Consider the following 12,532-nt stretch of genomic DNA (forward strand, 5'->3'; position numbering starts at 1 on the left):
CGGCACGTCCGCCGGCACCCGCGACGGGTGCCGGGCCACGCGCGGTCACGCCGGCCGCCGTGACCCGTCGACGAAGGGAAGGACCATACGTGAGCGACAGCACGCCGGGCGCGTCGTCGGCCGTCCCCTCGCCGGCCGCCCTGGCGCACGCCGCCACCGCGCACGGCACCCCCGCGCACAGCGCCCCCTCCGCCCCGCTGCCCGGGCCGCCGGCCGCCCCGACGCCCGCCGACGTCCGGCCGGTCGTCCCGCCCGACGACGCGATCGCGACGGGCGACGACGCGGTCGACGAGGCGCTCGGCCGGCTGCGGGACGTGGCGGAGCTCGACCTGCGCGCGCAGCTGACGACGTTCGAGGCGGTGCACGGCGCGCTCCAGGACCGCCTCGCGGACGCCGAGGGATGACCGCGACGATGACGGCGCGCCTCGACGCCGAGCTCGTCCGCCGCGGGCTCGCCCGGTCGCGGACCCAGGCCGCCCGGCTCGTCGCCGACGGTCGCGTGCGCGTCGACGGCGTCCCTGCCCGTCGGCCGGCGACCGTGGTCGACGCCACCCACGACCTCGCCGTGACGGACGACCCCGCGGACCCGGGCTGGGCGTCGCGCGCGGCCCGGAAGCTGGCCGACGCCCTCGCCGTGTGGCCGGACCTCGACGTGCGGGGGCGGACGTGCCTCGACGCGGGCGCGAGCACCGGCGGCTTCACGGACGTCCTGCTGCGACGCGGGGCCGGGCACGTGGTGGCCGTCGACGTCGGGCACGACCAGATCGTCCCGGCGTTGCGCGCGGACGCGCGCGTCGAGGTCCGTGAGGGCGTGAACGTCCGTGACCTGCGCGCCGGTGACGTCGTGCCCGCGCCCACGCTGGTCGTCGGCGACCTGTCCTTCATCTCGTTGCGTCTCGTGCTCGCGCCCCTCCTGGCGGTCGCGGCGCCGTCCGCCGACCTCGTGCTGCTCGTGAAGCCGCAGTTCGAGGTCGGGCGCGACCGGCTCGGGGCGAACGGCGTGGTGCGCGACCCCGCCCTGTGGCGGGCGGCGGTCCTGAACGTGTGCACGACTGCTCGCGGGCTGGGCGCCCGCGTCGTCGACGTGCGGCCGAGCACGCTGCCGGGCACGCACGGCAACGTCGAGTTCGTGCTGCGCCTCCTCGCGCCGGCCGAGGGCGCGCGGCCGCAGGAGGACGGGACCGTGACGGCGCTCGTCGACGCGGCTGTCGACGCGGCGGGCGGCGACACGGCCGGCGGTGCCCGCGGGTCCGCCGGGACGCGGGCCGGGGTCGCCCGGTGACGCGCCGTGCGCTGGTCGTCCGCCACAGCGGGCGACCCGAGGCGCTGGCGGCCGCGGACGACGTGCTGCGCGCGCTGGCGCGCGCGGGCGTCGAGGCCGTCGCCGCGTCGGAGGACGACACCCCGGCGGACCTGCCGCCCGTCGAGCTCGCCGTCGTCCTCGGCGGGGACGGCACGATCCTGCGCGCGGCGGAGCTGACCCGCGGGACGGACGTGCCGCTGCTCGGGGTCAACCTGGGCCACGTCGGGTTCCTGGCCGAGATCGAGCCTGACGACGTGGACACCGCGGTCGCGCGGCTGACGTCGGGGGACCACGACGTCGAGGAGCGGGCGACGCTCGACGTGCGGGTCGTGCACGCCGACGGCCGCACCGAGTCGGGCTGGGCGCTCAACGAGGCGGCGCTGGAGAAGACCGACCCGGCGCGCATGATCGAGGTCGTCGTCGAGGTGGACGGCCGGCCGCTGTCGGCGTTCGGCTGCGACGGCCTCGTCGCGGCGACGGCGACCGGCTCGACCGCGCACGCGTTCTCGGCCGGCGGGCCGGTTCTCTGGCCGGACGTCGTCGGGACGGTGCTCGTGCCGCTCGCGGCGCACACGCTCTTCGCGCGCCCGCTGGTGCTCGGCCCGCGCAGCGTGCTCGCGATCGAGCTCATCGAGCGGTCGTCGTCGACCGCCGTCGTGACGTGCGACGGGCGCCGCCAGCTCGAGCTCGACCGGGGCGCCCGTCTCGAGGTCCGCGTCAGCGACACTCCCGTGCGGTTCGCGCGCCTCAACCCGGCGCCGTTCACGACGCGGCTGGTGCAGAAGTTCGACCTGCCGGTCGTCGGCTGGCGGGGAGCCCGCGAGGACGGTGCACGGTGATCGAGGAGATCCGGATCGACGACCTCGGCGTGATCGGTCGCGCGCACGTGCGGCTGGGGCCGGGGCTGACGGTGCTGACGGGGGAGACGGGTGCCGGCAAGACGATGGTGCTCACGGCGCTGTCGCTGCTGCTCGGCGGTCGCGCCGACCCGGCGACCGTCCGCACGGGCGCCCGCGCGGCCGCGGTCGAGGGTCGTGTCGTGCTCCCCGTGTCGTCGCCGGCGCTCGAGCGTGCCCGCGAGGCGGGCGCCGAGGCGGACGACGACGGCAGCCTCGTCGTGCTCCGCACGGTCACCGCGAGCACCGACGGCGCCGCGGGCCGCTCGCGCGCCCACCTCGGGGGGCGGTCCGTGCCGCAGGGCGTGCTGGCGGAGATCGCCGAGGAGCTCGTGACCGTGCACGGCCAGGCGGACCAGGTCCGCCTGCGCTCGCCCGCGCGCCAGCGGGCGGCCCTCGACGCGTTCGCCGGCCCGGAGCACGCCGCCGTGCTGGCCCGGCACCGCACGGCCTGGGCCGAGCGTGCGCGCGTGCAGGCGGAGCTGGACGACCTCGTCGCGCGCGCCCAGGAGCGCGCCCGCGAGGCCGAGCTGCTCCGGCTGGGCCTGGCGGAGGTCGAGCGCGTCGCGCCGCAGCCGGGCGAGGACGCGGAGCTCGCGGCCGAGGCCGAGCGGCTCGGGAACGCCGAGGACCTGCGTGCCGCGGCGGCGGGCGCCCACGCGGCCCTGGTGGGCGACGACGACACCGCGGGCGAGACGGCGGCGGCGACGCTCCTCGTGGAGGACGCCCGACGCCGCCTCGAGCAGGTCGGCGCCCACGACCCGGCCCTGGCGGGACTCGCGACGCGCGTCGCCGAGGCCGGCTACCTGCTCGCGGACGTGGCCGCGGACCTCGCGGCGTACGTGCAGGACCTCCAGGCGGACCCCGCGCGGCTCGACGCCGTGCAGCGGCGGCGGGCCGAGCTCGCCGGCCTCACGCGCTCGTACGGCGAGGACGTCGCCGCCGTCCTGCGGTGGGCGGAGGAGTCGTCCACGCGGCTGCTGGACCTCGAGGGCGGCGAGGAGCGGATCGCCGCGCTGGGGGAGCGCCGCGACGCGCTCGACGCGGACCTGCGCGACCTGCAGGCGACGCTCACGGCGGCTCGCACCCGTGCGGCGGGCCGGCTCGCGGACGCCGTGAGCGAGGAGCTGGCGGGGCTGGCGATGGCGGGGGCGCGCCTCGTCGTCGACGTCCGGCCGGCCGACGAGCCCGCCGCCCACGGCGCCGACGCGGTGGAGATGCTGCTCGTGCCGCACGCCGGTGCGCCGGCGCGGCCGCTCGGCAAGGGCGCCTCCGGCGGCGAGCTCTCGCGCGTCATGCTCGCGCTCGAGGTGGCGCTCGCGACGGCGGAGGGCTCGGGCGCGTCGACGCCCGGCACGTTCGTGTTCGACGAGGTGGACGCCGGCGTCGGCGGGCGCGCGGCGACCGAGGTCGGGCGCCGGCTGGCGCGGCTCGCGACGGGCACCCAGGTCCTCGTCGTGACGCACCTGGCACAGGTCGCGGCGTTCGCCGACCAGCACCTCGTCGTCACCAAGTCGGTCGCGGACGGCGTCGACGTCGTCACCGAGTCCGACGTGCGCACCGTGGAGGACGAGGACCGCGTGCGCGAGCTCGCCCGCATGCTGTCCGGGCAGGACGACTCGGAGACGGCGCGCGCGCACGCGGCGGAGCTGCTGGCCCAGTCCGTGGGACGATGACCCACGATGAGAGTCTCCCTGCGCAGGCGTACGAGCGAGCCCGACACCGGTGAGGTGGTCGGGCCGGCACGCGTCGACCGTCGTACGAAGTCCCTGACCAAGCGGCTGCGGCCCGGCGACGTCGCGGTGATCGACCACCTCGACCTCGACCGGGTCTCCGCCGAGGCGCTCGTGCGTTGCCAGCCCGCCGCGGTCCTCAACGCGTCCCCGTCGACGTCCGGGCGGTACCCCAACCTCGGCCCCGAGATCCTCGTGTCGGCGGGCATCCCGCTCGTGGACGACCTCGGCGCGGACGTCATGGCCGTGACCGAGGGCCACACGCTGCGCGTCGTCGAGGGAGCCGTCCTCGACGGCGAGACCCTCGTCGCGGAGGGCGTCGTCCAGACGCCCGAGTCCGTCGCCGCGACGATGGAGGAGGCGCGCGCCGGGCTCTCCGTGCAGCTCGAGTCCTTCGCCGCCAACACGATGGACTACCTGCGGCGCGAGCGGGACCTGCTGCTCGACGGCGTCGGCGTGCCGGACATCGACACGCGCCTCGAGGGCCGCCAGGTGCTCATCGTCGTGCGCGGGTACCACTACAAGGAGGACCTCGTCACGCTGCGCTCCTACATCCGCGAGTACCGCCCGGTGCTCATCGGGGTGGACGGCGGCGCGGACGCGATCCTCGAGGCGGGCTGGCGCCCGGACATGATCGTCGGGGACATGGACTCCGTGTCCGACCGGTCGCTGCAGTGCGGCGCCGAGATCGTGGTGCACGCGTACCGCGACGGCCGGGCGCCGGGCCTCGCGCGCGTCGAGCAGCTCGGCGTCCCGCACGTGGTGTTCCCGGCGACGGGCACCAGCGAGGACGTCGCGATGCTGCTGGCCGACGACAAGGGCGCCGAGCTCATCGTCGCGGTCGGCACGCACGCCACGCTCGTCGAGTTCCTCGACAAGGGCCGCGCCGGCATGGCCAGCACCTTCCTCACCCGTCTGCGCGTGGGCGGCAAGCTCGTCGACGCCAAGGGCGTGTCGCGGCTCTACCAGCACCGCATCTCCAACGTGCAGCTGACGCTGCTCGTGCTCGCCGGCCTGCTCGCCCTGGGCGTCGCGCTGGCCTCCACGGCCGCCGGTCAGACCCTCATCGGCCTGCTGGGAGCGCGCCTCGACGACGTCGTGTCGTGGTTCGGCTCGCTCGTCGGCGGGTCGCCGTGACCCCGCCCCGCCCGGACACCGTGCGCGCGCCCGCGCGGCACCCCGCACGCACCGCACCCGCCGGCCGCACGGCCGCGGCGTCCGCGCGCCGCCACCCGACGCCCCCCGCCCCCCGCGCCGCACAGCCCGGCGCTACCGACCGAGAGCTCACCCTGTGATCGACTTCCGGTACCACATCGTCTCCCTCATCTCCGTCTTCCTCGCGCTGGCCGTCGGCATCGCCCTCGGCGCCGGGCCGCTCAAGGAGACGATCGGCGACACCCTCACCGGCCAGGTGGAGCAGCTGCGCGCGGAGAAGGAGGACCTGCGCGCCCAGCTCGACGAGGCCGAGAACGACGAGGCCGCGGCCGAGGCGGTCGTGTCCGCCGCCGGCCAGCGGATGCTGGCCGGCGCGCTCCCGGACCGCCGCGTCGCGCTCGTCCTCCTCGACGAGGTGCCCGAGGAGCAGGTGACGGCGATCGGCGAGCGGCTCGGCGAGGCCGGCGCGTCCGTCTCCGCGACCGTCACGCTCACCGACGCGTGGACCGACCCCGGCCTGCGGACCTACCGGCAGGCGCTGGCGGGCACGCTCGTGTCGTACCTCGAGACCCCGCCGCCGGCCGACGCCGGCACGGAGGCCGAGCTCGCCGACGCACTCGTGCAGGGCCTGGTCGGCGCGGACGGCGCCGCGCCCGACACCGTGTCCGAGAACGCGGCGACGCTCCTCGAGCTGCTGTCGTCGGGGGACAACCCCCTGCTGTCCGTGGCCGGCGACGTGACCGCACCGGCGGACGCCGTCGTGGTCGTCGCCGCGCCGCCCGCGCAGGACCCCGAGCCGTCGCCCAGCGCGGACACCGGCGCGACGACGCAGGACGCGGAGCTGGCGGTGGTCGACGCCTCCCAGCGGCTGTCCGCCGGTGCCGTGCTCGCCGACGGCCGCCGCACCCCGGAGTCGCTGACGTCGGCCGTGCTCGGCGACGCCGACCGCGCCGAGCGCCTCACCACCGTGTCGCGCACGGACGACGTGACGGGGCAGGTCGTCGTGCCGCTCGCGCTGGCCGCCCGGATCGCGGGGGAGAACGGCCACTACGGCTTCGGGGACGACCTCGAGCCGCTGCCGCCGGCGGTGCAGCTGCCGCCCGTCGACCGCACGCCCACCACGCCCGACGCGCCCGCGGCCGACGGGGACGCCGGCGCCGCCGGTGACGCCGGCGCGGAGGGCGAGGGATGACCGCGGGTCGTCGGCTCGCGGCCGCCGCCGTCGCGGCCCTGACGACGGCCGTCGTCCGCGGCGTGCTCGACACGAGCCCGCCCGGGGGACCGGCCGCGTGGACCCGCACCAACCACCGCGGCGAGCCCGTGAGCATGCTCGAGGGGCCCGCCGTCGCGGCAGGGCTGCTGGCGGGGGCCCTCGTCGGCGCACCCTCGGCCCGCGGCGCGCTGGCGGCCGGGGTCGCCGTCGCCGGCGCGGCCGGCTTCGGCCTGGTCGACGACCTGCGGGAGGACACCACCACGCGCACCAAGGGGCTGCGCGGCCATCTCGGCGCGCTCGCGCACGGCCGCCTGACGACCGGTGGGCTCAAGGTGCTGGGCATCGGCGCCACCGCCCTCGCCGCGGCGGCGGTCGTGCGACCTGCCGGCGGGCGCGCCGCGCACCCCGTCGCGCGCGCGGCCGACACGCTCGCCTCGGGCGCCCTCGTCGCGGGCACGGCGAACCTGCTCAACCTCCTCGACCTGCGGCCGGGGCGCGCGCTCAAGGCGGCCGGTCTGGCGGCCGCGCCGCTCGCACTGACGGGCGCCGGCGGGGGTGTCGCCGCCGCCGTCCTCGGCGCCGGCGGCGCAGCCGTGGAGCAGGACCTCGCCGAGGCCGACATGCTCGGCGACGGCGGTGCGAACGCGGTCGGCGCGGCGCTCGGCACGGCCCTGGTCCTCGGTGCGCCGCGGCCGGTGCGGCTCGCCGCGCTCGCCGCCGTGGTCGCGCTCACGGTCGCGAGCGAGCGCGTGAGCTTCACGCGCGTCATCGAGCGCACACCGGTCCTGCGGGACCTCGACGCATGGGGCCGGCGGCCGGCCGCGCCCCCCGTCGCGCCCCCCGTCGCACCGCGGGCCGACGCGGCGCCGGGCGCCCCGGCCGCATGAGCCCCGCGGCGCGCCGCGCCGCGCAGGGCCTGCTCGGGGCCGCGGCGATGATCACGGTCGTCACCGTGCTGTCCCGCGTCCTCGGCCTCGGCCGGTTCCTCGTGCAGTCGTGGGGCGTCGGCGCCGAGCGGATCGCGGACGCGTACAACGCCGCGAACCTCCTCCCCAACGTGCTGTTCGAGGCGGCGGCCGGCGGTGCCCTCGCCGGGGCGGTGGTGCCGATGCTCGCCGCGCCGCTCGCGCGCGGGGACCGCGCGCGCGTCGACCGCACCGTGTCGGCGGCGCTCGGCTGGACGCTCCTCGTGCTGACCCCGCTCGGCCTGCTGCTCGCCGCGTGCGCCGGCCCGGTGGCCGCCGTCTTCGGTGGCGACGACGCGACCACGGTCGCGCTCGTGCGCTTCTTCGTCCTCGTGTTCGCCGTGCAGATCCCGTTGTACGGCGTCACGGTGCTGCTGTACGGCGTGCTGCAGGCGCACCGCCGATTCTTCTGGCCGGCGTTCGCGCCGGTGCTCAGCTCCGTCGTCGTCATCGCCACCTACGGCGTCTACGGCGTGCTGGCCGGGGGAGAGCGCGTCGACCCGGCACGGCTCGGCGCCGGTGCGCTGGAGGTGCTGGCGTGGGGCACGACCGCCGGCGTCGCGGCGATGTGCCTGCCGATGCTCGTGCCCGTCCGCCGGCTCGGCGTGCGGGTGCGGCCGACCCTGCGGTTCGCCGACGGTGACGCCGTGCGGTTCCGTGCGCTCGCCCTCGCGGGCGTCGCGTCCGTCGCGGCGCAGCAGGTCGCGCTGCTCCTCATGGTGTGGCTCGCGGCGCGGTTCGCGCCCGGCGGCGGCGAGGGCAACACGACCTTCCTGTACGCGCAGCAGGTCTACCTCCTGCCGTACGCGGTGCTCGTCGTGCCGCTCGCGACGTCGACCTTCCCGCGCGTCGCCGAGCACGCGGCGGCGGCCGACCGCACGGCGTTCGGGCGGCTCGCGGCGACCACCACGCGGGCGGTCGTCGTCGCGTCGACCCTCGGGGCGGCCGCCGTGCTCGCGGGCGGGCCGGCGGTGGCCCGGGTCTTCGCCGCGCTGGCCGACAACCCGGGCGTCGCCGACGGGATGGTGGACGCCCTCGTGCCCATGGCGGCCGGGGTGGTGGGCCTCGGCGTGCTGTTCCACGTCTCGCGCTGCCTGTACGCGCTGGAGCACGCGCGCGCCGCGGTCACCGTGAACGTGCTCGGGTGGGGCGTGGTGTCGGCGACGGCGGCGGTCCTGGTGCTGGTCGCCGACGCGCCGGTGCTCGGCGCGCTCGGGGCCGCCGTGACGACCGGGATGACGGTCGGCGCGGTGGCCGCGCTGGTGGCGCTGCGTCGGTCGGCGGGCGCCGGCGCGCTGGCGGGGCTCGCGCGCACCCTCGTCGTCGTCCTCGCGGCCGGTGCCGCGGGCGCCGTCGCCGGACGCTGGGTCTCCAGCACGGTCCTGCTCCTCACGGGTGAGGGGCCCGCGTCGGCGACGGGTGCCGCGGCCGGCGGCGCGGTGGTCGCCGCGGTCGTCGTCGGTGCCGCGGTGGCGCTCCTCGACCGCGGCACCGTGACCGGCGTGCTGCGTGCCGAGCGCCCGGCGGCGGGCGGCCACGGGAGTGTCGCCGCCCCGCTCGACGGCACTCCCGCGGACCCGGCGCCGCGCACCGTGCCGCCCGTCGGCTGACGGCGCGGCCGACAGCCTGCGACGCGGCACCGTGACGTGCGCGCCCCGGCGCGTCGGCCGCACCGGCGGAGCCGTGCGATAGGGTGGAACCCCGTGACAGAGCGCGCGTACCGACTCTCCGGGCGGTCGGACATCTCGACCCGGCACATCTTCGTCACCGGGGGCGTGGCGTCCTCCCTCGGCAAGGGCCTGACGGCGAGCAGCCTCGGCCGCCTCCTCCGCTCGCGCGGCCTGCGGGTCACGATGCAGAAGCTCGACCCGTACATCAACGTGGACCCGGGCACGATGAACCCGTTCCAGCACGGCGAGGTCTTCGTCACCGAGGACGGCGCCGAGACGGACCTCGACGTCGGACACTACGAGCGCTTCCTCGACGTCGACCTCGTCGGCTCGGCGAACGTGACGACCGGCCAGGTGTACTCGCAGGTGATCGCCAAGGAGCGCCGCGGCGAGTACCTCGGCGACACGGTCCAGGTCATCCCGCACATCACGGACGAGATCAAGGCGCGCATGCGCTCCCAGGCGGGCGACGACGTCGACGTGATCATCACGGAGATCGGCGGCACGGTCGGCGACATCGAGTCCCTGCCGTTCCTCGAGGCGGCGCGCCAGGTGCGTCACGACCTCGGCCGCGACAACTGCTTCTTCCTGCACGTGTCGCTCGTGCCGTACATCGGCCCGTCCGGCGAGCTCAAGACGAAGCCGACGCAGCACTCCGTGGCCCAGCTGCGCAGCATCGGCATCCAGCCGGACGCGATCGTCCTGCGCGCCGACCGCGACGTGCCCGAGTCGACGAAGCGCAAGATCGCGCTCATGTGCGACGTCGACCAGCAGGGCGTCGTCACCGCCAAGGACGCCCCGAGCATCTACGACATCCCGCGCGTGCTGCACAGCGAGGGCCTCGACGCGTACGTCGTGCAGCGCCTCGGCCTGCCGTTCCGCGACGTCGAGTGGAGCGGCTGGGAGGACCTGCTGCGCCGCGTGCACCAGCCCGCCCACCAGGTCGAGATCGCGCTCGTCGGCAAGTACATCGACCTGCCGGACGCCTACCTGTCGGTCACCGAGGCGCTCCGCGCCGGCGGCTTCCACCACGACGCCAAGGTGACGCTGCGCTGGGTCACGTCCGACGACTGCGCGACGCCCGAGGGCGCGCAGGAGGCGCTCGGCGGCGTCGACGCCGTGCTCGTGCCCGGCGGGTTCGGGGTCCGAGGCATCGAGGGCAAGCTCGGCGCGCTGCGCTGGGCGCGCGAGCAGAAGGTCCCGACGCTCGGCCTCTGCCTCGGCCTGCAGTGCATGGTCATCGAGTACGCGCGGAACGTCGTCGGGCTCGACGAGGCGTCGTCCACGGAGTTCGAGCCGGACTCGCCGCACCCCGTGATCGCGACGATGGAGGAGCAGCTCGCGATCGTCGGCGGGCAGGGGGACCTGGGCGGCACCATGCGCCTCGGCGCGTACGACGCGACCCTCGTCGCCGGGTCGGTCGTCGCGGAGGCGTACGGCAGCGAGCACGTCTCGGAGCGGCACCGGCACCGGTACGAGGTGAACAACGCCTACCGCGACAAGCTCGAGGAGGCGGGCCTCGTCATCTCGGGCGTGTCGCCCGACACCTCGCTCGTCGAGTTCGTCGAGCTGCCGCGCGAGACGCACCCGTACTACGTCGCGACGCAGGCGCACCCGGAGTTCAAGTCACGCCCGACGCGCTCGCACCCGCTGTTCGCCGGCCTCGTCGGTGCGGCGCTCGCGGCGCGGGCCGGCGCGTGAGCGCGCCCGACCCGGCGCAGCTCGTCGACGTCGCGCAGGAGCGGGACGTCGTCGCGCGCGAGACCGTCTTCGCCGGGCGCATCTGGGACGTCCTGCGGGACACCGTCGAGCTCGGTGACGGCCCCGCGGTGCGGGAGTACGTCGCGCACCCCGGCGCCGTCGCGGTCCTCGCCGTGGACGACGACGACCGGGTGCTCCTGCAGTCGCAGTACCGGCACCCCGTGCGGCACGTGCTGTGGGAGCCGCCGGCCGGGCTGCTCGACGTCCCCGGCGAGGAGCGCGTCGTCGCGGCGGCGCGCGAGCTCGCCGAGGAGGCCGACCTCGAGGCGGGCCGCTGGTGGCGCCTCGCGGAGTACTTCAGCAGCCCGGGCGGCAACGACGAGCGGATCACGATCTTCCTCGCCCGGGACCTGCGTCCGGTGCCGGACGAGCGCCGCTACGCGCGCGCCGAGGAGGAGGCCGACATCGTGCCGGTGTGGGTGCCGCTCGACGACGCGGTCACCGCCGTGCTCGAGGGGCGGCTGCGCTGCCCGACGACGGTCACGGGGGTGCTCGCCGCGGCGGCCGCGCGCGCGGCCGGCTGGTCGACGCTCACCGAGGTCCGTGCCGCGGGCTGACGCGTGCTCCACGGCTGACGCCGGCACGACGTCACGACGGCCGCTCCCCGCGTCGGGGAGCGGCCGTCGTCGTGCGTGCGGCGGGGCGGTGCGGCCGCGCCCGTCGTGCGGCGTGGGTGCGGCCGCGCGGTGGGACGCCCGTCAGGCGGGCGTCGCGACCTCTGCCGGCACCTCACCGCGCACGCGGAGCGTGCCGAGGAACCGGGCGAGGGCCGCGGTCAGCACGGCGGCGCCGAGCATGTGCAGGTTGACCAGCGCGACCGGCAGGCCGGTGAACAGCTGGACGTACCCGATGCCGCCCTGCGCCAGGGTGACGACGAGCAGGACGAGCCCGGCGCGCCGCGCGCGGCCGAGACCGGCGGGGGAGGCGGTGCCCGGCGCCAGGGGCGCCGTGCCGCGGGCCGGCTGCGTGCCGCCGTCGGCCGTCGCGTACGTCGGGCCGGCGGCCCCCCGGCCGGCCCGGGCCAGCCGCACCAGCACCACGGCGAGCACCGCGACGAACACCCAGACGGACAGCGCGTGCACGCGCGCGGTGGTGTAGGGGTCGACGGCGAACCGGTACCCGACCTCCTCGTCGCCGGAGTGCGGCCCCGCGCCCGTGACGACGACGCCCAGCACGAGGACGACCGCGCCGACGGCGCCCAGCACCGTCGCGAGCGTCCGCGTCGTGCGGTCCGCGACGCGGACCGGAGCGCCGTCGCCCTCGCGCGTGCGCACGAGCAGCCACGCGGACGCGGCGACGAGCGCCATCGAGATGAGGAAGTGCGACCCGACGACCGCGGGGTGCAGGTGCACGAGCACCGTGATGCCGCCGATCACGGCCTGAACCGCCACGCCCACGATCGGCACCCACGCCCAGGCGCGGTACGCCCGCGAGCGGCTGCGGTCGAGCCCGGCGAGCAGCGCGACGAGCGCCGCGACGACGACGAGCACGCCGGTCAGGGTGCGGTTGCCGAACTCCACGGCCGTGTGGATGGACATGGCCTCGTGGAACACGGGCGCGAACTGCCCGGGCTCGCACTCCGGCCACGTCGAGCAGCCGAGGCCGGAGCCCGTGAGCCGCACGGCGCCGCCGGTCACGACGATGACCACCTGGGCGACGAGGTTCGCGACCACGGCGGGGACCGTCCAGCGCGGGCGCAGGCGCGCGAGCGCGGACGGCGGCGGCGCGACGGGCGGCGTGGCGGAGGAGGGCGTGGCGGAGGTCGTGCTCACGCGTCCAGGGTAGGCGTCGCGGTGCGCGTCACCGGCACGGGGAGGCAGGCGTCACACCCGGCGG

At 77.1% G+C, this 12,532-nt stretch carries 11 protein-coding genes; 10 read left to right on the top strand and 1 reads right to left on the bottom strand.

The genetic code is table 11. The annotated features are described in order from the left end of the window. Nucleotides 1–89: 89 nt before the first annotated feature. The 10 genes from AB6N23_RS06675 (at nucleotide 90) to AB6N23_RS06720 (ending at nucleotide 11,253) form a co-directional block, all read left to right on the top strand. Complete coding sequence (locus tag AB6N23_RS06675) at nucleotides 90–404, top strand: hypothetical protein (RefSeq protein WP_412865312.1); 315 nt, start codon at nucleotides 90–92, stop codon at nucleotides 402–404. Further along, nucleotides 401–1,282: a TlyA family RNA methyltransferase gene (locus AB6N23_RS06680; protein WP_412865313.1), complete on the top strand. Its 882-nt coding sequence runs from the start codon at nucleotides 401–403 to the stop codon at nucleotides 1,280–1,282. Before AB6N23_RS06675 ends, AB6N23_RS06680 begins: the two co-directional genes overlap by 4 nt. After that, nucleotides 1,279–2,142, top strand: coding sequence for an NAD kinase (locus AB6N23_RS06685; protein WP_412865314.1), 864 nt, complete (start codon nucleotides 1,279–1,281; stop codon nucleotides 2,140–2,142). Before AB6N23_RS06680 ends, AB6N23_RS06685 begins: the two co-directional genes overlap by 4 nt. Then, nucleotides 2,139–3,875 (top strand): DNA repair protein RecN, encoded by a 1,737-nt coding sequence (gene recN, locus AB6N23_RS06690; protein WP_412865315.1) that lies wholly within the window; start codon nucleotides 2,139–2,141, stop codon nucleotides 3,873–3,875. The genes AB6N23_RS06685 and recN overlap by 4 nt, the downstream gene beginning before the upstream one ends. Before the next feature lie 6 nt (nucleotides 3,876–3,881). Further along, on the top strand, nucleotides 3,882–5,069 hold the full coding sequence (gene steA / locus AB6N23_RS06695) for a putative cytokinetic ring protein SteA (RefSeq protein ID WP_378201717.1): 1,188 nt from the start codon (nucleotides 3,882–3,884) through the stop codon (nucleotides 5,067–5,069). A gap of 154 nt (nucleotides 5,070–5,223) precedes the next feature. Then, nucleotides 5,224–6,279, top strand: coding sequence for a copper transporter (locus tag AB6N23_RS06700; RefSeq protein WP_412865316.1), 1,056 nt, complete (start codon nucleotides 5,224–5,226; stop codon nucleotides 6,277–6,279). Then, the gene (locus AB6N23_RS06705; protein WP_412865317.1) at nucleotides 6,276–7,187 is read left to right on the top strand and encodes a hypothetical protein; all 912 of its coding nucleotides are present in this window, start codon (nucleotides 6,276–6,278) and stop codon (nucleotides 7,185–7,187) included. Before AB6N23_RS06700 ends, AB6N23_RS06705 begins: the two co-directional genes overlap by 4 nt. Next, nucleotides 7,184–8,875 carry a murein biosynthesis integral membrane protein MurJ gene (gene murJ, locus AB6N23_RS06710; protein ID WP_412865318.1) on the top strand — a complete coding sequence of 564 codons (1,692 nt, stop codon included), beginning with the start codon at nucleotides 7,184–7,186 and terminating at the stop codon, nucleotides 8,873–8,875. Before AB6N23_RS06705 ends, murJ begins: the two co-directional genes overlap by 4 nt. 93 nt (nucleotides 8,876–8,968) lie before the next feature. Further along, nucleotides 8,969–10,636: a CTP synthase gene (gene pyrG / locus AB6N23_RS06715; protein ID WP_412865319.1), complete on the top strand. Its 1,668-nt coding sequence runs from the start codon at nucleotides 8,969–8,971 to the stop codon at nucleotides 10,634–10,636. After that, entirely contained in the window at nucleotides 10,633–11,253 is a 621-nt protein-coding gene (locus tag AB6N23_RS06720; protein ID WP_412865320.1) for an NUDIX domain-containing protein, read from the top strand. Before pyrG ends, AB6N23_RS06720 begins: the two co-directional genes overlap by 4 nt. Before the next feature lie 141 nt (nucleotides 11,254–11,394). Here AB6N23_RS06720 and AB6N23_RS06725 read toward each other — a convergent pair whose 3' ends face one another. After that, complete coding sequence (locus tag AB6N23_RS06725; protein ID WP_412865321.1) at nucleotides 11,395–12,468, bottom strand: COX15/CtaA family protein; 1,074 nt, start codon at nucleotides 12,466–12,468, stop codon at nucleotides 11,395–11,397. Between the last annotated feature and the right edge of the window lie 64 nt (nucleotides 12,469–12,532).

Origin of the sequence: Cellulomonas pasadenensis, assembly GCF_047229365.1 — a bacterium.
Lineage (GTDB): Bacteria > Actinomycetota > Actinomycetes > Actinomycetales > Cellulomonadaceae > Cellulomonas.